At 39.4% G+C, this 22,157-nt stretch carries 18 protein-coding genes; 6 read left to right on the top strand and 12 right to left on the bottom strand.

Annotated elements, in window-relative coordinates:
* Nucleotides 1–64: 64 nt before the first annotated feature.
* Together mfd and aceI are read right to left on the bottom strand one after the other, a co-directional pair.
* Entirely contained in the window at nucleotides 65–3,526 is a 3,462-nt protein-coding gene (gene mfd, locus M5121_RS01050; RefSeq protein WP_249570020.1) for a transcription-repair coupling factor, read from the bottom strand.
* A gap of 298 nt (nucleotides 3,527–3,824) precedes the next feature.
* Nucleotides 3,825–4,253: a chlorhexidine efflux PACE transporter AceI gene (gene aceI / locus M5121_RS01045; protein WP_249570019.1), complete on the bottom strand. Its 429-nt coding sequence runs from the start codon at nucleotides 4,251–4,253 to the stop codon at nucleotides 3,825–3,827.
* A gap of 101 nt (nucleotides 4,254–4,354) precedes the next feature.
* On the opposite strand from aceI, the gene aceR reads away from it, so the two are divergent.
* The 4 genes from aceR (at nucleotide 4,355) to M5121_RS01025 (ending at nucleotide 8,354) form a co-directional block, all read left to right on the top strand.
* Nucleotides 4,355–5,254, top strand: coding sequence for an HTH-type transcriptional regulator AceR (aceR, locus tag M5121_RS01040; RefSeq protein ID WP_249570018.1), 900 nt, complete (start codon nucleotides 4,355–4,357; stop codon nucleotides 5,252–5,254).
* 102 nt (nucleotides 5,255–5,356) lie between these two features.
* Nucleotides 5,357–6,346 carry a transaldolase gene (gene tal, locus M5121_RS01035; protein WP_249570017.1) on the top strand — a complete coding sequence of 330 codons (990 nt, stop codon included), beginning with the start codon at nucleotides 5,357–5,359 and terminating at the stop codon, nucleotides 6,344–6,346.
* A gap of 71 nt (nucleotides 6,347–6,417) precedes the next feature.
* Nucleotides 6,418–7,068, top strand: coding sequence for a leucine efflux protein LeuE (gene leuE / locus M5121_RS01030; RefSeq protein WP_249570016.1), 651 nt, complete (start codon nucleotides 6,418–6,420; stop codon nucleotides 7,066–7,068).
* Between the two features lie 107 nt (nucleotides 7,069–7,175).
* Complete coding sequence (locus M5121_RS01025; RefSeq protein ID WP_249570015.1) at nucleotides 7,176–8,354, top strand: benzoate/H(+) symporter BenE family transporter; 1,179 nt, start codon at nucleotides 7,176–7,178, stop codon at nucleotides 8,352–8,354.
* Nucleotides 8,355–8,402: 48 nt separating this feature from the next.
* Here M5121_RS01025 and M5121_RS01020 read toward each other — a convergent pair whose 3' ends face one another.
* The 4 genes from M5121_RS01020 to M5121_RS01005 form a co-directional block, all read right to left on the bottom strand.
* Complete coding sequence (locus M5121_RS01020) at nucleotides 8,403–10,235, bottom strand: monovalent cation:proton antiporter-2 (CPA2) family protein (RefSeq protein ID WP_249570014.1); 1,833 nt, start codon at nucleotides 10,233–10,235, stop codon at nucleotides 8,403–8,405.
* Between the two features lie 165 nt (nucleotides 10,236–10,400).
* Nucleotides 10,401–10,817 carry an RDD family protein gene (locus M5121_RS01015; protein WP_249570013.1) on the bottom strand — a complete coding sequence of 139 codons (417 nt, stop codon included), beginning with the start codon at nucleotides 10,815–10,817 and terminating at the stop codon, nucleotides 10,401–10,403.
* A gap of 65 nt (nucleotides 10,818–10,882) precedes the next feature.
* Complete coding sequence (locus M5121_RS01010; RefSeq protein WP_249570012.1) at nucleotides 10,883–11,569, bottom strand: dienelactone hydrolase family protein; 687 nt, start codon at nucleotides 11,567–11,569, stop codon at nucleotides 10,883–10,885.
* A gap of 107 nt (nucleotides 11,570–11,676) precedes the next feature.
* Nucleotides 11,677–13,476, bottom strand: a complete 1,800-nt coding sequence (locus M5121_RS01005) for a hypothetical protein (RefSeq protein ID WP_249570011.1) — start codon at nucleotides 13,474–13,476, stop codon at nucleotides 11,677–11,679.
* 169 nt (nucleotides 13,477–13,645) lie between these two features.
* Here M5121_RS01005 and M5121_RS01000 point away from each other — a divergent pair, with 169 nt between their 5' ends.
* Complete coding sequence (locus M5121_RS01000; protein ID WP_249570010.1) at nucleotides 13,646–13,930, top strand: Uma2 family endonuclease; 285 nt, start codon at nucleotides 13,646–13,648, stop codon at nucleotides 13,928–13,930.
* Here the strand turns inward: M5121_RS01000 and M5121_RS00995 are convergent.
* The 3 genes from M5121_RS00995 to pepN all read right to left on the bottom strand — a co-directional run bounded on the left by M5121_RS00995 (nucleotide 13,922) and on the right by pepN (nucleotide 19,470).
* Nucleotides 13,922–14,575 carry a response regulator transcription factor gene (locus tag M5121_RS00995; RefSeq protein WP_249570009.1) on the bottom strand — a complete coding sequence of 218 codons (654 nt, stop codon included), beginning with the start codon at nucleotides 14,573–14,575 and terminating at the stop codon, nucleotides 13,922–13,924. The genes M5121_RS01000 and M5121_RS00995 overlap by 9 nt on opposite strands.
* A 49-nt stretch (nucleotides 14,576–14,624) precedes the next feature.
* On the bottom strand, nucleotides 14,625–16,760 hold the full coding sequence (locus tag M5121_RS00990) for a sensor histidine kinase (protein WP_249570008.1): 2,136 nt from the start codon (nucleotides 16,758–16,760) through the stop codon (nucleotides 14,625–14,627).
* Nucleotides 16,761–16,860: 100 nt separating this feature from the next.
* Complete coding sequence (gene pepN, locus M5121_RS00985) at nucleotides 16,861–19,470, bottom strand: aminopeptidase N (protein WP_249570007.1); 2,610 nt, start codon at nucleotides 19,468–19,470, stop codon at nucleotides 16,861–16,863.
* Nucleotides 19,471–19,814: 344 nt separating this feature from the next.
* On the opposite strand from pepN, the gene M5121_RS00980 reads away from it, so the two are divergent.
* The gene (locus tag M5121_RS00980; RefSeq protein ID WP_249570006.1) at nucleotides 19,815–20,072 is read left to right on the top strand and encodes a hypothetical protein; all 258 of its coding nucleotides are present in this window, start codon (nucleotides 19,815–19,817) and stop codon (nucleotides 20,070–20,072) included.
* Between the two features lie 55 nt (nucleotides 20,073–20,127).
* Here M5121_RS00980 and M5121_RS00975 read toward each other — a convergent pair whose 3' ends face one another.
* The 3 genes from M5121_RS00975 to M5121_RS00965 all read right to left on the bottom strand — a co-directional run bounded on the left by M5121_RS00975 (nucleotide 20,128) and on the right by M5121_RS00965 (nucleotide 22,135).
* On the bottom strand, nucleotides 20,128–20,601 hold the full coding sequence (locus M5121_RS00975; protein ID WP_249570005.1) for a DUF2147 domain-containing protein: 474 nt from the start codon (nucleotides 20,599–20,601) through the stop codon (nucleotides 20,128–20,130).
* A gap of 438 nt (nucleotides 20,602–21,039) precedes the next feature.
* Nucleotides 21,040–21,516 carry a DUF2147 domain-containing protein gene (locus tag M5121_RS00970; RefSeq protein WP_249570004.1) on the bottom strand — a complete coding sequence of 159 codons (477 nt, stop codon included), beginning with the start codon at nucleotides 21,514–21,516 and terminating at the stop codon, nucleotides 21,040–21,042.
* A gap of 145 nt (nucleotides 21,517–21,661) precedes the next feature.
* Complete coding sequence (locus M5121_RS00965) at nucleotides 21,662–22,135, bottom strand: DUF2147 domain-containing protein (protein WP_249570003.1); 474 nt, start codon at nucleotides 22,133–22,135, stop codon at nucleotides 21,662–21,664.
* Between the last annotated feature and the right edge of the window lie 22 nt (nucleotides 22,136–22,157).

The following is a 22,157-nucleotide window of genomic DNA, read 5'->3' as shown; positions in this document are numbered from 1 at the left end:
AAAAATGTTTATTTTTCACCGACAAACCTATATTCGCTTAATTAAACATCAATCTATTTTTCAACTAACCATACAACTCACCCAGCAATTTATTCAGTAGCTCAACGATAAACTGAATACGCTTGTCATACTCAGCCAGTTGCACCATGACTTTCAAGCGCTGCCCACCCTCCATACGATAATAGGTCGGATTTTTCTGCATAAGCTGAATAATACTGATCGCCTGCACAGGTGTATCGGGCGAAAATTCGATATAACCGCCATTGCTATTGATATCCACTTTGGTAATACCCAGTTGCTCTGCCCTTAAACGTATTTGATGAACGCTGAATAGTTGCTTAACGGGTTGCGGTGGAATACCAAAACGGTCAATCAACTCCATACGGATGTTATCGAGTTTTTCCTGCGTATCAGTATTACTGATGCGTTTATAGAACAATAAACGTTGATGTACATCACCCAGATAGTCATCAGGAATCAGGGCCGGCATGTGCAGGTTGATTTCAGCAGTTAATGATAAAGGCGCATCAAAGTTCGGAGTCTTGCCTTTTTGGATGGCTTTGGTCGCTTTCTCGAGCATTTCCATATACAAGCTATAACCAATCGCTTGCATCGAACCACTTTGCTGCTCACCGAGTAATTCACCCGCACCCCGAATCTCTAAGTCTTCAGTTGCAAGCATGAATCCTGCGCCCAATGTTGAAGCACGTTGAATGGCATCAAGACGTTTTTCCGCATCACCTTTGAGATGTTTAAGTGATGGAACGAGTAAATAAGCATACGCTTGGTGATGTGAACGTCCAACACGGCCACGTAATTGATGCAATTGCGCCAAACCTAACTTATCTGCTCTTTCAATGATAATCGTATTGGCATTCGGTACATCAATACCCGTTTCGATAATGGTTGAACATACAAGAACATTATATTCTTTGTGATAGAACTGCTGCATGACCTGCTCAAGTTCACGTTCGCGCATTTGTCCATGTGCAACTGCAACACGTGCTTCTGGGACTAAATTACGAATCGTTTCTGCTGCTCTTTCAATGGTTTCAACTTCATTATGTAATAAATAAACCTGACCACCACGTAACAACTCACGCAAAATCGCTTCTTTAATTGAGTCATCCGTATGTTCTTGAACAAAAGTTTTGACGGCTAAACGGCGGGCGGGCGGCGTTGCAATAATCGAAAGATCTCGCATTCCAGAAAATGCCATATTCAGAGTTCGTGGAATCGGCGTCGCCGTTAGCGTCAGCATATCTACATCGGCACGTAAGGCTTTAATCCGTTCTTTATCACGAACACCAAAACGATGTTCCTCATCAACAATCATTAATCCAAGATTCTTGAATTGAATGTTTTCTTGCAGGATTTTATGTGTTCCCACCACAATATCAACTTTGCCTTCAGCTAAGTCTTCAATCGTTTTCAAATGCGTTTTATTACTACCAAAACGAGACAGCACTTCAATGCGCACCGCAGTATCAGCAAAACGATCTTTAAAGGACTCATAATGCTGCTGTGCCAATAGCGTAGTAGGAACTAATACCGCAACTTGCTTGTTGTTTTGGACTGCAACAAAAGCTGCTCGCATCGCCACTTCGGTTTTACCAAAACCGACATCACCGCAGACCAAACGATCCATTGGTTTGGCAAGCTGCATATCGTGGAGGGTTGCTTCAATCGCGTTGGCTTGGTCTAAAGTCTCTTCATAGGCAAAACCACTAGAGAATTGCATATATCCAGTATGATCGAGCTCAAAAGCAAAACCCGGTTTCGATTGACGACGGGCCTGAATATGTAACAACTCAGCCGCAACATCATGGATTTGCTCTAAAGCTTTCCGCTTGGCTTTACTCCATGTATCTGTACCTAATTTATGTAAAGGTGCTAAGTCAGGATCGCCACCACTATAACGGCTGATCAGGTGTAAATTGGTGACAGGCACATAAACTTTTGCACCATCTGCATAATCGAGCTGTAAAAACTCATGATCCTGTTGATCAATTTCTAAGGTAATTAAGCCTGCATAACGCCCAACACCATGATCGATATGTACTACAGGCGCACCAATACTCAGTTCGGTTAAGCTTCGAACAAGAAATTCTTCAGAAACTTCTTGCTGACGCTTACGACGTCGTTGTACTACCCGATGTTCATAGAGTTGATTTTCAGAAATGACTGAGAGTTGATTGCTGAGCACGAGTCCACGATCTAATGGTGCGCTTGTGATTGCAACTTGTAGCTTGTCTTTCTGAAATTGGACAAAACTCTCTACATTTTGAATTTCACCTAGAACTGAACGTAATGCATCTTTTAAGGTTTCACGCCGACCTGCACTTTCTGCTACCAATAAAACAGGATGTTTAACTTGGTCGATATAATGTTTAACTGCTTCAAAGGGCTGTTCTTTTTTAGGATCAACTGCAAGCTTTGGTGGTTGTTCTGCTGCAAGATTTAAAACACCTACTTTTTCGTCAAATGGTTCTGCTGAAGCTAAAATCCTTGGAAATTGGTTTAATGCCTGTAACACATGATTTGGCATTAAAAAAAGCTCTTCAGGCGGAAGAATTGGTTGGTCGATGTTATGACGGCGATCTTCATAACGCCGAACCACTTCTTTCCAAAAATTGATTAATTCATCTTCAACTTCGTTATTTTTAATGACAACGCAATTCTTTGGTAAGTATGTCATAAGCATACTTTGCGCTTCCATCACCTTTTTCTCAAAGAATAAAGGTAAATAAAACTCTAATCCCGGTGTTGCAATTCCTTCAAGTACATCTTGATAAATTGGGTTTTTCTTAGGATTCGCAGTTGGAAAACTTTCTGCGTAACGATCTCTAAAGGTAGAACGTCCCTCTTTTAAAGGAAATTCTTTTGCTGGTAAAACAGTGAAGTTTTTTAAAGACTCAGTGGTTCTCTGCGTTTCTGGATCAAAAAATTTTAAGCTTTCAATTTCATCATCAAATAAATCAATTCGAATCGGTTGATCTTGTCCAGATGCATAAATGTCCATGATACTGCCACGAACTGCAAATTCTCCATGATCATAAACAGTATCAACCAAACGATAACCCGCCTGCACCAGTTGCTTTTTCTGTGCTTCCAAATTAAGTCGTTGTCCAACTTTAATATCAAAGTGTTCACCAACCACCCATGAGTACGGTGCAACACGTTGCGCTAAGGTACTGGCAGAAACCAGTAGAATACCCTTTTGTGGCATATTCGCTAAAATCGCCAAACGTTCAGAAACAATATCTTGATGCGGAGATAAACGGTCATAAGGCAAAATTTCCCAATCAGGAAAAATCGTTGGTTTTATTCCGTAAAATTCAAGTTCACTTTCGAGCTGAGCAAGATGCTGATTATTTCTCGCAACAATCACATATAGATTTGAACTTTGCGTGGCAATTTCTTTAAATAATAATGCGGCGGATGATCCACGTAAGGAACCAATCCAGCGCTTTTCACCTGCTTTGAATTGTTGTAGGTTTAATTGAAAGATTTCTTGTTGAAACATAGAGAAAATCATGTAATCGAAAAGACAATGCGCTTAGTTTAGCATGGAGTTTTTTTAGGGATGTGAATTTTCTATTCTGTTTGAGATCTACTTAGGCTATTTAGCTTCTAAGACAATTGATCAGCTACCATATAGATCAATATATAAAAGAAATAACGAAACCATGAATTATCACAAAAGTTTTCCAGAAATGATCCGTATCCATAATAAGTATCAAAAATCCTTTTTATTTTAATCAATTATGTGCTTTTAAGGCATTGTTTAAAAGAGTCTACTAAACAATGCCTTTATTTATATATCAAGATGCAAATTTCACATCAGGAAAGAAACGCTCTTCTACCATGTCATAACACCATTGGAAGATAAAGGTATAAACCAAAATACACATCGTTAGACCAAAATCTAAAATTAATGCATCAATAAAGCTCATCTTCATCATATAAGCAATAATTGGAATGGTCGCAAGCATCAAACCACCCTCAAAACCAACCGCATGCAAGATACGCACAGGAATCGTTCGTTTCCACTGATATTTATGTTCAACTTTCTCAAAATAATGGTTAAAAATCATGTTCCAAATCACTGAAATGATGGCCATGATTACACCTAGAATACCAGTCACCTCTAAAGGCATACTAAAAATAGAACTTAACGCAATTGCGATGATGACCAATAAGATCACTTCATAGCTAATTGCATGAATGAGTCTTCTTCTGGAAATCAACATTTTCTAACACTCTTTTATTTGGATACGCGCCATTTTATTTTTATAATTTTGATTAATCCAATCAGGTTCTTTCACTTTTTTTGATAGATTGGTTTTGACAGATGAATCTTAATCAAGAACAACTTCTCATGTTTCAGACCGTAATCGAAACAGGTTCATTTTCGGCTGCTGCGCGGAAACTCGGCAAAGTTCCTTCGGCAGTGAGTATGTCAATTGCCAATTTAGAAATTGATCTGAATCTCAATTTATTCGAGCGAATTGGACGTGAACCTACACCAACACCTGCGGCAATGGTTTTATATGAGAAAACTCAAAAACTTTTGATTGAAATCAATCAATGGAAACAACATGCTCATGCACTCAGCGCTGGACTAGAGTCAACTTTAAACATTGTCGTGGTTTCTGAATTGCTACATACCAATTGGACCGATTACATTACGTTGCTTGAACAACATTTTCCAAATCTGACTATTAATATTTTTTCTGCTCCTCAGGAAGATGCTTTACAGATGTTACTCGATCAGTCTGCACAACTTGCACTGATATTTGAACGAGAACAATTAGATAGTCGTGAACAATTTGTTGAATTAAAAAGAGAAGCTCTTGTTCCAGTGATTGCTCAAGGTCATGCTTTAGCCCAATTTGAGCAAATTTCATTTGAGCAAATGGTGCAGACACGCCAAATCGTGGTCGCTAGCCGTGATCATAGCATTAAACCTGAATTGTTATTTTCTAAAGATTATTGGCGTACAGATAATCATCATTCTGCTTGTATGATGATTCTTCGGAATTTAGGTTGGGGTGTTTTACCCTTAGAAATGTTTAATGAAAACCCTGAATTAAAGAAAAAATTAAAAGTTTTGCAACTTTATGATTTCACCCCAAAGTTTGAATACTATGTTGATTTAGTCTGGAGTCGAGAAAGCAAGTTAGGTGTTGCTGCTAGATTTTTGATTGAGCACATTCGACAACAACGGCAACAACCTAGGAAAAGCGACTAAATTACTCAGATTTAAATGTATTAAAAGCGATGCTTTGCTTTCCTGTAGATTGTGCTATAAAGAAGTTATCCATAATTTTTTTTAAGTAAGAACGCTATATCAATGACTCAGACTGCATTACACCAATTAAAAAATTTAACAACCGTTGTTGCCGATAGTAGTGATCTAGAAGCGATTGAAAAATTTCGTCCCTTAGATGCAACAACCAATCCATCACTTATTACAGCAGCGGCTGAACAACCTGAAAGTAAGCAACTGATTGAAGAAGCTTATACACAAGCAAAACAAGAAGGTTATCAAAGTGATGAACTGATTGAACGCACCATTGATATTTTGACAGTGAAGTTTGGCGTTGAAATTTTAAAATTGATCGATGGACGTGTTTCAACTGAAGTCGATGCTTCTCTTTCTTATGATACTGATGCGACGATTGCCAAAGCGCGTGAACTTTCTAAACTTTACCAAGGCTATGGTATTGAGCAATCTCGTATCTTGATCAAGATCGCGTCAACGTGGGAAGGCATTCAAGCAGCTAAAGTTTTAGAGGCTGAAGGGATTCCATGTAACCTCACCTTATTGTTTGGTTTGCATCAGGCTCAAGCTTGCGCAGATGCAAAAGTAACCCTAATTTCTCCTTTTGTTGGTCGTATTTTAGACTGGTATAAAAAAGCGGAAGGTGTTGAGCAATACCCGATCGAAAACGATCCAGGTGTACTTTCAGTCAAGAAAATTTATAACTATTACAAACAACACGGCATTGCGACACAGGTCATGGGAGCAAGTTTCCGTAGCACAGCACAAGTCCTTGGTTTAGCAGGTTGTGACTTACTCACAATTGCACCAAATCTATTGGCTCAACTTGAACAAGATCAACAGGTTGTTGAAGCCCAACTCAACTCAACTTCGGCGCAACAAGCTGAGAAAATTGAACGTTCTGCCCAGACCAAAGAAAGTTTTAAAGCTGAACTTGAGCAAGATTTAATGGCTTTCCAATTACTACAAGGTGGTATTGATGGCTTTATCAAAGCACGTGATCATTTGAGTTTATTACTGCGTCAATCTTTTGGTATTGATGCAGAGATTCGACCTTAATTAGTTTATTTTTCACCTATAAAAACCGATTTTTGTTATATTAATGAAAATCGGTTTTTAATGAGTAGATTGTGTTCGGCATAACAGATTTAACCACTTTCATTATTGGTACAATCTTAATTGTGTTATTGCCTGGCCCAAACTCTTTATATGTGATGTCGGTCGCTTCACGCTATGGTATTCGTACAGGTTATGCTGCGGCATGTGGCGTATTCACAGGTGATTCTATTTTAATCCTGTGTACGGTCTTAGGTGCGGCATCATTATTAAAAGCCTTCCCGATTTTATTTATCGTTTTAAAATTAACAGGCGCTTGTTATCTCGCCTATCTAGGCTTCAAGCTATTACAAAGTGCCTATCAGACATGGAATAAGCCTGCACACCCTACAGAAATGGCTGATTTACCTCGTTTAGACCAAATTCATCCCTATCGTACCGCACTCAGTATCAGTTTACTCAATCCTAAAGCGATTCTGTTTTTCCTGTCTTTTTTCGTGCAATTTGTACAACCCAATTATGCTTATCCAGCACTCAGCTTTCTGATCTTAGCCATTATTGTGCAACTGGTCAGTTTTACCTATCTGACTGCTCTGATTTTTTCAGGTGTTAAATTAGCAAACTTTTTCAAACATAATTACAAACTTGCCGCTGGAGGTGTTTGTAGCGTGGGTATTTTATTCTTTATTTTTGGATTACGACTAGCAACCTCTACCCTTGCATAACTCTGTTTTGATCATATGATCAATTAATTCAATCATTTTTAAACTACGATTTCCGCTGAATTAACGATATACTTTTCAACAAATTTTAATCAAGTATAGATGCCTTGATGCAACGTCTAATTCAAGATTTTTCGATTCCTGCCGTTTTTGCTGGCTTTATTACCTTCCTGATTGGAATTAGTGTTTCTGCGGTACTGGTCATTCAAGGGGCGCAATCTCTCGGTGCAAATACAGCACAAATCAGCTCTTGGTTTTGGGCATTAGGTTTGGCGATTGGATTATCAGGACTCATCTTATCTTGGAAATATAAATATCCAGTTGCTACAGCATGGTCAACCCCAGGGATTGCACTGATCATTGCATCGACTGGCCATTATGATTTGTATGAAGCAATTGGTGCTTTCTTAATTTGTGGCGTCGCAATCGCAATCGTTGGATTTTCAGGCATTTTCCAAAAGTTACTGGCGCATATTCCTCAAAGCCTCACATGTGCGATGCTTGCTGGGATTTTATTAAAATTTGGGATTCAAATCTTTAGCAGCTTAGAAAGTCAACTCGGCTTTATCTTAAGCATGTTAGCAATTTATCTTGTGTCAAAACGCTTATTGCCTCGTTATAGCATTGTGCTGACAGTGATTTTAGGAGCGATGATTTGCCCGCTCTTTATTGATTTTCAATTACATTCAATCACTTGGTCTTTTACTCAACCTGTATGGATGCAACCTTCATTTTCATGGTCTGCATTACTGGGTCTAGCCTTACCGTTGTTTGTCATCAATATGACTTCACAAAATTTGCCCGGTATTGCCATGATTAAAAGCTATGGTTATCACCCACACGTCAATCAAATTATAGGCTGGACAGGCATTGCACATACGATTTTCGCCCCTTTTGGTTGTTTCTCGATCAATTTAGCCGCGATTAGTGCAGCAGTCAGCTTAGATGATCAAGTGCATCCTGATCCGAGCAAACGCTATATTGCAGGTATAAGCTGTGGTTTGTTTTATATTTTAATGGGGCTTTTCGCTGTAACCTTAGTCAGCTTACTCATGTCATTTCCGCCTATTTTTATTGTTGCACTTGCAGGTATTGCCCTATTTGCCACGATTAGCCATAACATTGCAGTGGCTTTTGCAAACGTAGAAGAACGAGAAGCAGCATTACTCACCTTTTTATGTAGCGCATCAGGAGTTCAATTTTGGGGAATTGGTTCTGCATTTTGGGGGCTTTTATTGGGTATTTTTGTTTTAGTTTTATTCAAATTTAAATTAAAAAATAAGTCTTAGTTTAGTCTAGCTAAGACTTATTTAAATCCATTTGATTTCAAAATCGATTTACCTATCTTCTACATCCTTTTCAGTTTCTTCACCATTTAAAATTCGTCCTGCTTGTTTAGGTCGAATCAATGGTGCTGTAGGTCGAGGATGAGAATGTGAGTATTGTAAACCCACCCCAGCATAGACATCATCCGCAGCAATTTCAGTTTCAAAACGCTCATTATCACGTTCTCGAATTTCATTTGAGATCATACGAACCTCATGTTCATCGACACCTAATTGCTCTAAAATGACTTCACCGAATTTAACCGCAGATTCAAAGGTTTCACGAATCATATAATCGACTTTTTGTTTGACCAAATGTAGTGAATGCTCCCGATCATAAGAACGAACCAAGACTTTGGCTAATGGAAATTCATGTGTCACCAATTCCACAATTCGATTGGTTGTTTGTTTACTGTCGACACAGATGACGATTGCTTCTGCCGCCGAAGCCCCTGAAGCATGCAAAATATCGAGACGACAGCCATCGCCGTAGTAGATTTTAAAACCAAATTTTTCTGCGTTTTGAATCATGTCGATGTCATTATCAATAATTGTCACATCAACCCCTCTTGCCAAGAGTAATTGACTTGTCACCTGACCAAAACGACCAAAACCAATCATTAGAATACTGCCACTTAGACCTTCAGCTATATCAACATTATCAAGAGAAACTGAATCTTTGGTTTCAGTAAATCGCTTAAAAAGAATGCCTAAGATTGGGGTTAATACCATAGACAATACAATAATTGCTGTTAGATTCGACTTAACTGTATTATCAATCACCTGAGCAGTGAGCGCCGCAGAAAACAGAACAAAAGCAAACTCACCGCCTTGCGCCATCAATAAAGCACGATCCAAAGCTTCCGTATGCCGACTTTGGGTTATTCGCGCAATGATATAAATCATGAGTGATTTCGCAAACATCATTGCAATAACGCCACTGACAATCAGTTGCCAGTTTTGCTTCACGACCGATAAATCTAGCGACATTCCAACACCAAGGAAAAATAGCCCTAATAAAATTCCTCGAAATGGTTCAATATCAGCTTCAATCTGATGTCTAAATGTCGATTCTGACAATAACACACCTGCAAGAAATGCCCCCATTGCCATGGATAAGCCACTAACTTGCATCAATAAAGCAGCGCCTAATACCACTAAAAGTGCAGCAGCAGTCATCACTTCTCGTGCTTTTGCAGCAGCAAGCAATCTAAATAAAGGATTGAGCAACCAATAACCTGCGGCGATTAAACCTGCAATTGCAATTAAACCAATACCTATATTTTCCAAACGTGCTGAGGTACTTTCCACCACATGATTCGGTGCCATAAAAGCAACAATTGCCAATAATGGGACAATTAATAAGTCTTCAAATAATAAAATTGCGACAATTTTTTGACCGTGTGGCTGTGCAATATCACCACGATCACCCAAGAGTTGCATCACAATTGCGGTAGACGTCAGTACAAAACCTGCTGCACCAATAAATGCAACTTGCCATTTAAATCCAAATAAAAGCCCCACACCTGTCAGTGCTGTCGCACAGGCTACAATCTGTAAAGTGCCTAGACCGAAGATTTCACGTCTGAGTCCCCATAAATGTGAAGGCTGCATTTCCAGTCCAATCACAAACAGGTACATGACGATTCCTAATTCTGCGATGTGTAAAATTGATGCGGAGTCTTGGAAGAAAGCAAAGCCAAATGGTCCAATGATCAAGCCTGCAATTAAGTAACCCAGTACCGAACCCAAACCTATTCGTTTAAAAATAGGAACAGCTATTACGGCCGCGGCCAATAAAACGACAGGGGCAATTAAACTGATCGAGTGTGCTTCTGAACTCATACTGTTCTCATTTTTATCAATGCGATTTTATTCTATGTGAAAGCTTAAAAGACTGATATATCATTTATGAGACATAGCCTCTCAATTCATTTATTTTCATGTGGATAGAAACAAAAAAGCCGTCAACCATGACGACTTTTTTGTGTTCATCTTGAAAATCTAAAGTTACAACTCACGTACAACTACACTTTTTGCGATTTTGTCATGCCAGCCTTGTTTTTTACTATCGAATGCAATCCAGATAAAACCGAGAAAGAAAACCAGCGTAGATGGAAAATAACCAATATAACGAAGAATAGCTTGCCCAACCGTGAGGTTTTCGCCTGTTTTTTCATCCAGTACCTTTAAACGTAATAAACGTTTTCCAGGTGTTCCTGCAAATTTTACCCAGCATACAATATAAAAAACTGCACCAATAATCTGGCCAAGCCAATCTGACCATGTCCAGCCTGTAAAACCACTTGCAGCATTTGGTGCGATAATCATCATGATCGGAATCAAAGCAACAATCAGAATAATCGAATCAATAATAGACGCAAGAAAGCGTAGCCAAAAACCTGCATATTCGTATGTATGTGACATTTTCCCCTCTCATTTTTTTCTATAAGAATCAATATTTATACGTGATATTTGCCTAAGCATATTATTTATACCGTATTTTGTTTTAATTCACGATCAAAAAATTCAACTGTGCGTTGCCAAACTACCTTTGCTTCAGGTAGACCACGACTGACACTGCGGAAACCATGCGGCATGTTATAGGTATAGGCTTCAACCCGATCACCCAGTTGCTGAATTAGTTTGTTGCGCTTGGTTGCTGGACAGAATGGATCAACATTTGACCAATGCCCCTGCAAAATGCGAATGTCATCCAGAGATTCTTTTTTCGGTACACCTGCACCTTGAATTCCCAGTGAATGATGATAAACCACAGGTGCCAGCATGTCCTCACGCTTGGCCATTTGAATCACATAACCACCCGTTAAACATTGTCCCAACATGCCCAAGCGACCATTGGATCTTGGGTCTGCCTTTAACGTATCTAACAAGACATGAATTTCTTGATTAACTTCACTATCAGCTGAATTGATACGTCCTGCCTTACTCACCATAGCACGAATACAATATTTGACTGCACCGCCACTAAATAAATTGGGTACATAAACCAGATAGCCACGATTTGCCAAGTCCTGCGCATCTTCCCGATACACATCCAGTATGCCAAACAACTCATGCAGCAATAAAATAGCAGGCGTTTTTTCAGAGCTTTGTGCAGGTGCATACACTTCAACTTCGATTTTACGTGTCGGTAATGTGATTGTTTTTATTTCCATTTCAGCTATCCATTCTTTTAAATCGCTTTTATATTATTTTTGACAATTAATATTGTCAAATAAAAAAGGGCATCAATAGATGCCCCAGCTAAGATTAGAGTGAATTTTTAAAATTTCAGTATACCATTGGCAGTTAATATTTTCGTTGGATCAGCTTGATGAGAAAGTTTTACATCTTTAAATGTTAATGTACGGTTTGCTGTGTCCAAACTTAATCCAGGGCATACAGAAGTTTCCGAAGCATATGTTCCACATTGATACCAAGTTATTGAACCTAGTACAAATGAGATATAAGTAGCAGTCGCATTAGCTTTGGTAATCGTTATACCATCCTCTAGTGGTGGATTTGCTTTATGGGCGAACTGTACATTTACAGTTTGATTAGATGCGTTAAACTGCCCAACTCTTGGTGTCGCCCATACAGTTGAGTTATGTTCGAATATCAATGGCGAAGCTAATCCAGTAATGGTGATACAACCCCATTGATTGGTACTCTTTGCACAGCTTGTAGCAGGTGTCGGTGTAGTCGACTGACTGTTATCTAAATGCATCAACAGACTATTATTTTTAACTGTTAGATCTTGCGTTGTCCCACTGACTGCTTTTAATACAGTATTATTAAAATAGAAGCTTTTTGCAGGTTTTGAATTGATCTGTCCATCTTTTACGGTTACACCATTACAGGCAGGATTTGTTCCCACACCACATGCCCAAGCATAACTATTATTTTCAACAGCAACACTTTTCACAACTGAATTTTCAACCGTGATTTTTACATTTTCTTTTTTATCAGCATTAAAAAATGTATAAATATCAGGTGATGTAATTGCAACTGAACTTGCCTTACTAAAGCTACAGAAATCATTCGGGGCATTCTTAAAGCCAAGCTTATCATCCGCACCATTTGACTCGCAAAGTTGTGGAGAGGCTGTAGCTTTTTCACCATAAAAACCTGTAAAATCTGCACTTTCCGCAGAATATTTACCTGCATTGTCTTTAAATAGTGTCACATATCCCTTGTCAGTAATTACATAATAATTTGTACCATTATTTTGGACATTTGCGCCACAAACTTCTGCAATGGTTGCAGTTGTGCCTTTTGCAATAACTTTTCCTGTCGCTGCATTCAGATTCAAGACCACTGTACCTTTATCACTGTAATCACCGCTATAGCTCATCAAATCACTGAGTTTGCCTACAGGTAGTTTCTTGCTGGCACAGGTTTCTGTTACTGGGGCAGGAGTTACAGGAACGAAATCAGGAACTGCTGCCACATCTCCTGCTTTTACTTTCTCAATCAGGGCAGCGTAGTCTTTAATTGTTGCTTGATTGGCAGCCAATGACGCTGCAAAGGCATCCAGAGCCTTATCAAATGCATCATCAATTGCAAATTTAGTTGTTAATAGGTCAAAGTTTTCTGGTAATACATAACCATCTGCTTTGAGTTGCTTGGTTAAATTATCTACCGCAGTTTTCAGTGTGGTTTCTAAAATCGGTTGATAGGTTTTGTACCAGTCACTTGGCGTTTGTGAGCTTGCCAAAGCCAGAGCAAGATCAGTAAATGGTGTAATATTGACATTACCCGCTTTTGCAGCATAACCATGTAAGGTTTGGGTATCTGATGCTTTCACTTCCAATGCACAAGGTAGTTTAGTGCTATCCACCTGCCCTGACCATTCCCCCTGTTCATTGGTTTTAACCTCATTTTTAAACCCAGTGCCATCTTTACAACTCGCTGTAACACTGGCATTTTTAATCGCTGCCCCAACAGCTGCTGTTCCAGCTAAATTACTGTAGGTTGTGGTCGGTGTTGGTGATGTATTACTGTGCTGATCATCGTCATCATGACATGCTGTAAGTAAAACACTGGCAGCAATACAAGCACTCAATAAACTTTTTTTTAACATACGAACCCCATTCGTTATTTCATCCCTTTCGTGATGACAGTAACGCTTTTAGGGTTTTCTGCGTATCCCCAGTTCAGGGGGGATAGCCTAAAATCTATTTTGACTTCAAAAACTTGCTTACAATGTGAATATTCAATGAGTTGTGATACTTCTTCATACACGCTATGCAATGGCTGGGGCAAAAGCGGCGCATAATCATATTGTCAGTAATATAAATTCAGCCTTTCATATACATTTAAAAGGAAAATCTTGCAGTTCTATGATGTCAGATATGAAAGTCAAAATTGATGGCTGTTATTTCTATCCTGCTGTACTGGTTGATTGTTCAGATTTAGCAGATGACAGTGTTTTTACAGAAACCCCAACGATTATTGTTGAGGTATTGTCTAAATCCACTCGCCAGATTGATCGTGTGATCAAACGTGAAAAGTATCTACAGAATGTATCAAATTAAACCATATTGCTGTGCCAGCAGTGCCGCTTCAGCACGGGATGAAATATGCAGTTTTTGATAAATTGTCTTGATATAGCCATTTATGGTATGGCCAGATAATTTTAATTCGTAGGCGATTTCAGCGACCTGATGTCCTTTTGCAATATAGACAAGGACCTGTTTTTCCCGAGTTGTTAAAGTCAGTGACTGTATGGCCTGTTGCTTTTGTTGATTGAGCTGTTCATGTGTTTTGACATAATTGAGCAGTTTCTGCGTCATGCTTGGGGAAAAGGCATGGATTCCAGCAATCAGGTTTTTCAAATGCTGCTGAAATAGAGTTGGTTCAAGGTCTTTCAGCAAGTACCCTTTTGCACCATGACAAATAGCCTCAAACAGATATTGGTCATCTTCAAAAATTGTCACCACCACACTCAAGGTATTGGCAGAATGTTGTTCCAGCCAGTCAATCACCTCTGTTCCCTTTCCATCAGGCAAGGAAAGATCAATCAAGGCCAGATCATAATGTTGTGACAATAATGCCTGCTTTGCTTCCTTTACACTATAAACCTGCTGGATACGAATGCCTGCAAAGGTTTCAAGCAACATCTGTTTCATCCATGCATTGACTTCCTGTATATCTTCTAAAATCAATGCCGTTCGAATCATGTTTATACCCATTTATATATTGACCATCCATTGCTTTTTGCCAAAGTCGCTATAATGGAAAAATCAACTTTACCCTTGAACCTTGTGTTTCTGGCAGCCTCTGAAAATGCAGGGTTGCCGAAAGTTCAGTTGCACGTTCCCTCAGGTTTTTAAGCCCATTCCCCTCAGGCTGATTAGTTTGACCATCAAATCCAGCACCATCATCACAAATGACTGAAACCAGTTGTGAGTCAAGCAAACTAATGTCAATCGTCACTTTTTGCGCATTGGCATGCTTCATTATATTACTGATGATTTCCCGAAGCATAGAAATATAATGCCTGTATTGTGCATAACTCAAGGTAATGGGTGTGTCTGCAAGGTTTTGTTGCCAATTTAGTTCTATCCCACAACTTTGCAGGCGAGTCGCAACCTCATATTCAAATTCCTGCAAAATCACATTTAACTCAACCCCTGTACCCAACAGACCATTGACGATGGTACGCATTTCAGCAATCGCCTGACGAATGGCCTGCTTGGCTTGATCCACATCTTTCTGGTAGAGACCCGATAATAGTTTTGCCCCCAGATCATCGTGCAAATCTCGGGCGATACGGTGTCTTTCCTCACGCACACCATTGTCATAGGCAACCCGACTCTCGACTGCCTGAGCTAAAAACGGTAATAGATTCTGAATCAGTTGCTGGTCATATTCACTAAACAAACGGCGGCCTTGCTGCGGATAGCTGAGACGCATCGCCGCCAGCCCTGCCACCTGTGGGATATAGAGCACCAGTCCATTGTCTTCGATTTGGCTATGATTTCTCTGTTCACTTATCTCAAGGTTTAAAGGCTGAAACAGGTCATTCAACAAGGCTTTCCACTGTAACTGGCGTTCCTGCTCATTCACCGCAAAGCTGACCTGCAAGATTCGTTCAAACAGTTCGCTGTCGGATAATTTTTTACGTTGTAACAGCCGTGCCTGTAGCCAGCCACGGACAGGCAACCAAACCAGACCACAAATCAGGATGGCCAGACTGAGTGACATAAGTGGGCTTAACATCATCACCAGAAAGGCATCCAGCAACACCAGTAAAATCGCTCCTGCCAGCCAGTACAGAATTCCGAATGCCCAACGGTCCAGACTAAATAACTGATAGCGTTTTAAGCCAATCGCAATACCAATAGTCACAAACAGGAAGAAACCGAACGAATAGCCTTGTGACATATTAAGCTGAATATCAAGTAGCTGGGTACTCTGCACCAAAAATACAAATGCGCCGCTACTGACCAGAATCCATAAGGCAAACCAGCGCAATGCCACTTTTGCCCGTGGATCATGTCGGTTTGCCCGCCATTGCCAAACCATACATAAAATTGCGCTCAGCATTTGTAGAGTAACGGGTAAATCGCCCCCCATGCTTGGTTCAGGCAAAAGAAATAAGGTATCAAGCAACCACCAACCAGAGAAAAATATCGGTATTGCCCACAACGATTGGGTTCTGATCAACTGCTTTGGGTACACCAAGAATAGACTGATTAATGCACAGCCATATAGCAATGCACCACCCGTATTGATTGCGACCAGTACCCGAAATAATTCGGCATTTAAAGCCAGATCACGGGTGCTATAGATGGCTGCGGAAAAGGCAAATACGGGATAGGCCGCATTGAGTAAGGCAAAAACACGGGGGGCGATTTCATTGGGACGCAATGCCCAAATCCAGCAGCCCAGCAAAAATCCAATCGAACTGACAGCAAGCTGAAACCAGAACCCAAAAGGTAAATCTCGAAGCGTTCGTTTAGGCTGAATATTGACAGGATATGGCGTTGAGCTTGAATGATCGCCTGAATGCAAAAATATTTGCTGATGCTGGCTCATCAGTTGATGAACTTGGCTCTGCTTGATAAAAAATTGCTGCATCTCAGGATAGGTTGCAACAAAATGCGGGTCTTCAGTGAAGTCATTTGCGTTTAGCTGTATTCGGTTCTGCCCACCTGCTGATGAAATCGCAACTGAATCCACATCCTGTAATATCAATCGCTCCCCGTCAAATACCGAAATTTTTTGGCGTTCTTTGACTTCAAAGCGTAAATGGCTACTAGGCTGATTTACCGCACAATAGATGACCGCAACAAGGGCCAACGACAACCCTAAAATGGCATAAAACAACCGATCCGCTGGTGTTTTGCGACGCAAAGCCATATATCACCACAATATGAGTATCCTTTCTGTGAACTAATGATAATCCAGAACATGTAAAAAAGGATGCTGAGACAGCATCCTTTCTGACAAAAACAATGTGTTATTCAATGTTTAGCATACTGTTCAATGTTTCTGCTACATTTTTCGATTTCACTTTAGGGTGCAACGCCTTAAGCGCCTGTTGCACCTGACTACGTTGTGGTTCAGCTAAAGTATACCAACGAGACAATACTTGTAATAAACGCGAACCTAAAATTGGATTTTTCTCATCCAAATAAGCGGCAAGCTCAATGAAATGATCTACACCAAAACTCCATGTATTGACTGGGTTATTTGATAAACCACCACTCACTGCACGGATACGGTTCGGTGTTCCCAAATCATAATCGGCGTGCTTAGTCAGATACTCAATCGTTTCCGCTGTCGCACATGGATTCGATGCTTGGATGCTAAACCATTGATCTAAAGACAAGGCTTCATCTTTAAAACGCTTATAGAAATCTGCAAGTGCAGCTTGCGCTTGTGGCGCATCATTCCAGACCAAAACGCGTAATGCCCCTAAACGTTCAGACATATTGCCTGTTTGTTGATATTGGGTATAAGCCAAATCGAACACAGATTCATCACCTTGACGCGCCAACATATTCAAGGTGATATTTTTCAATGAACGCACGCCCATTGCCAAAGAGAACTCTTTTTGCTGGTCTGGATCTAAGGCCAAATAGGTGTCTTTCCAGAATGAGCCTAAATCACGTGCTAAATGATCCAGCACAGCTTCACGCTTCTCTCGAATCAATTCAGGCTCATAGTCTTGATCAATACGACTGCCTAGATAGTTTTCACTTGGTACATCAAATAAACGTGATGCCAATAACGGATCTTTATTTACTAAGTCAGGCAAGGTATTTTTAATTGCCTGAATATAGGTATCCACCTTATGGTCTTCTAAAAGAATACGTTCCAATAAAGTTTGTGTCGCTTGCCATTGGTTAAAGCCATTGGTTTCATGCTGAATCAAGAAGGCAAGATCATCATTGGAATAATCAAAGACTAAATTCACAGGAGCAGAAAAATTACGTAATAACGAGGCAACAGGTTGCTCAGTCACCCCTGTAAATTCAATTATTGCTTCATCTTGATCAAATAAGTACACGCCATCTTTGACCTCATTCACAAACAGATCAGTGCTATGCAAGGTATATTGCTCACCTGTATTGGCATTAAATAATGCCAGAGCAACAGGAATTGGCACTGCTTTGAGGTTTGGATATTTTGGATGTGCTTTCAAGCTTTGTTTGAAGCTTAAACGGTAAGTCTGTGCAGCAGCATCATATTCACCTCGAGCTTCTAACTTTGGTGTCCCCGGTTGGTTATACCATGTGAGGAAGTTAGAGAGATCAACACCTGAACCTGCGCTCAATGCCGCAACCCAATCCTCAACTGTAACCGCTTGCCCATCATGGCGCAGAAAATATTCATCTGTGCCTTTACGGTATTTTTCTTTCCCCAATAAAGTTGCCATCATGCGATTGATTTCAGCACCCTTCTCATACACTGTCGCGGTATAGAAGTTATTGATTTCAACAAAATGGTCTGGACGAGGTGGATGTGATAATGGTCCTGCATCTTCAGGGAATTGATGCGATTTCAATACCGCTACATCATCAATTCGTTGTACGGCCGCTGATTGCAAATCCTCAGAGAAAGACTGATCCCGGAAAACCGTTAAGCCTTCTTTTAAACACAACTGGAACCAGTCACGACAGGTAATTCGGTTGCCTGTCCAATTATGGAAATATTCATGTGCAATTACAGATTGAACTCGCATAATCGCAGCATCAGTGGTGTATTCCTCATCGGCAAGTACACAAGATGTATTAAAGATATTTAAACCTTTATTTTCCATTGCACCCATGTTGAACTGACTGACCGCGACAATCATGTAGTTATCGAGATCATACGGACGACCATAGTGTTCTTCGTCCCAACGCATCGAATGCTTTAATGCTTCCATTGCGATGTGACATTTTGGAATATCTTTATCGATTGCATAAATTTCAAGAGCAACATCACGACCTTCTGATGTGGTGTAACGATCTTTCAGTACCGCCAAATCACCAATTACACAGGCAAATAAATAGCTTGGCTTTTTGGTTGGATCTTGCCAAATTGCAAAATGACGACTTTCCCCAGCTTCACCCGTTTCCAACAAGTTACCATTTGCAAGCAATATAGGATATTTCTTATCTGCTTCTACCCGTGTCGTAAACTCAGCAAGCACATCTGGACGATCTGGATAGAAGGTGATTTTACGGAAACCTTCTGGTTCATTTTGGGTAACGAACAAATCACCTGCTTTATATAAGCCTTCAAGTTGCGTATTGGATTCAGGATGGATAATCACCTGAGTTTGAACAATGACCTCATCTGGTGCATCAGTGATCACCAATTGTTCAGTATCCAAATGATATTGTTCAGCGCTAAGGGTTTGCCCATTCAATTGAACCGATTTTAATTCAAGATCACGACCTAACAGAACCAATTCACCTGCAGTCTGACGCTTCATCACCAGTGTAGAATCGACAATCGTATGATCATCATAAACTTGAATATTTAAATTAATTGATTCAACCAAGAATGATGGCTTTTGATAATCTTTTAAATAAATCGTTTGATCTGCTTGTACAGGAGGCTGTGCCGCAATATTCATCAGTATTCCTTATCGTTCATCATGTCGGATGGTCTTGTTATCAAAACTTCTTGATTACTCGATCATACGCCAACTTACAAAAGCTGTCTTTAAGCCCATATCTTAGTTTCAAGTATTTTTAGTGGGGTTTAGTTCAGTAATTTTCAAATTAATTGATTAAAATGGAATTCTGTTTAGAAAGAATAACAACTGTTATTTCTAATTTTAAATAAAAGCTACAAAAATAACCAAATTCCAAGGTTTGAATTACATTTTTTTTATGCGCTTTACATTTTGTGCACGGTTATTGCTTAAGTTTATATGCCAATGTAGGTAATACAATCAAACAAGCGAGGGTTAAGACGATGGAATTAAAAGCACACTTATATCGTTTAGAAAATATTAAAGCGATCCATGATCTTGCAAAAGCAGGTGTGGATCATCATGTCATTTCCGTTTTTTTAACAGCAGAAGGAATCGAACTCAGCAGCTTAGAAGTAACGAATATCGTGAATACCTATGATGAACTTGGAAAAGAAAAATTACCAAGTAAAAAAGTCCAAGCACTTATCAACGCCAAAAAAATCGGTCAGCAGGACGAAAACTTACCATGCCCTGTTTAACTTTTACATTTAATAAAAAAACCTCGGAATATTTTCGAGGTTTTTATTACACTAATTAAGGATTTGCACTATCTGTTCGTAACCAGACGACTGTACGACCTAAGGCAGAAACGCCCATATAACCGCGCATACGTAAACGTTTACCTTCACCCGTTACGACCGCTTTACCTTTATAAACTCTACCACTTGTTGCTTCTAATACTCGACCGTCAATATATGAATCTGGCTTATCTGGATCTTCTCTAAAACCTGATAAAATTTCTAAGCCAAGAATTGGCTTATTGGTATTTGGAGCTGGGCACTTGGTACAGTTCGCAAGGGAAAAACCACGAGCATTAGGATAACGATAAACAATTTTCCCATGAAAGCGACCATCTGACCCTTTACGGATTTCAACAATCGAAAGTTGCTCACCTGTACGTTCTTCAATACTTTTCCAATAACCTTCGATCGAGGCTGAAAAAGCAGTCATGCTTAAAAAAGCAATAGAAACTCCCATGATTCCTTTCATAAACATTTGATTTAGCATACTAACCCCGTCTTTTAAAACTAACCCATTCATCTTTATAGGTTTAATTATTGAAACTTATCACACTTCACTAGAACTTTCACTCTACTGGTGCGTTCTTTTGCTTTAAAAAACTTATCTAACTGATATAATTCATGTAAACAATAACTTTATTTTTTAAATACAAAATAGATTCTTCACATTTCTATCAACTTACAAGATTTTTTAGGCATTTCTTTAATGAATTTTTATACATAGAAGCCTCAACGTTTTGAATAAGAAAAATCTTTTTTATGTTCGATCTCTTAGGATATAGCATAAAAAACCTCTCTGATTCAATATCAAAGCATTGAAACTGATCTACATAGATGAATTCATAAAATGACTAAAAGACGATTAGACATGAATTCATTTAGATATAAACCCAGATATTGAACCAAATTTATTTGTTCAACAGGGTTATGGATTGGCACTCTCAGTCCTAATCCAAACTTGGGTACGACCTAAAGCAGAGATCCCCATATATCCGCGCATGCGTAAACGTTTACCATCAGCACTTAACTGAGCTTTGCCTTTATAAAAATTGCCCGTTTTAGGTTCGAGTATTTTTCCGTCTATAAAATGGTTTGGATTTTTAGGGTCTTCTCGCAAACCTGATGCGATCTGAAGTCCTAAAATAGGTTTGTTTTTGAAAGGCTCAGGGCATTTCACACAATTAGTTAATACACTACCACCACCTGGAACAGGGTAACGATATACAATTGTTCCTGTATAAGTATTATCAGGTTTCTTTTTAATTTCTACGATTGAAAGCTGTTCGCCCGTACGGTCATCAATACTTTTCCAAAAGCCTTCAGGTGTCATCGCGAAATTAGCAGTTGCGAATAGAGCAAATGAAATTCCCACGATTCCTTTCATGAGTGAATGTTTTTGCATAATATGCTCTCCCTAAGTGCAAAATAGATCCATCTGATATACATTTTTATTCCAATGTTCTTAGACAGTCAACAAGACGAGTGGATATTTAATTGTTTAAAATCACAATAAACTTTAAGCAATTCATATATTAAAAAAGAAATGATTACGGGTTCGCACTATCTGTGCGTATCCAAACCGTATTTCTACCCAAAGCCGAAATTCCAACATAACCGCGCATATTTAAATGCTTACCATCTGCATTTAATCGAGCTTTACCTTTGTACACTTTTCCAGTTTTGCTCTCTAAGATGCGTCCATTAATAAAACTATTTGCTTTATTGGGGTCTTCAATCAAACCAGTTAAAACTTCTAAACCTAAACCTGGCTTTCCTGTATATGGCGGTGGACAGTTAACACAATGTGTTACGATCGCCCCTTGCGCATTCGGATAGATATAAACGATTTTTCCGCGATAAGTGTTATCCGTTGCTTTCCTTATTTCAATGATGGTCAGTTGTTCACCTGTCCGATCATCAATACTGCGCCAATAGCCTTCAATTGAACTTGCATATGAGAGAATACTTGTAAAACAAGCAATTAATGCAATAGAGCATTTCAACAATATTTGATAATTCATCCTTATCCCTTTCTACTTCTAT

Origin of the sequence: Acinetobacter sp. ANC5681, assembly GCF_023488045.1 — a bacterium.
Classification (GTDB): domain Bacteria; phylum Pseudomonadota; class Gammaproteobacteria; order Pseudomonadales; family Moraxellaceae; genus Acinetobacter.
The sequence above is the reverse complement of the archived record's forward strand: the minus strand, read 5'-3'. Positions and strand labels throughout refer to the sequence as shown.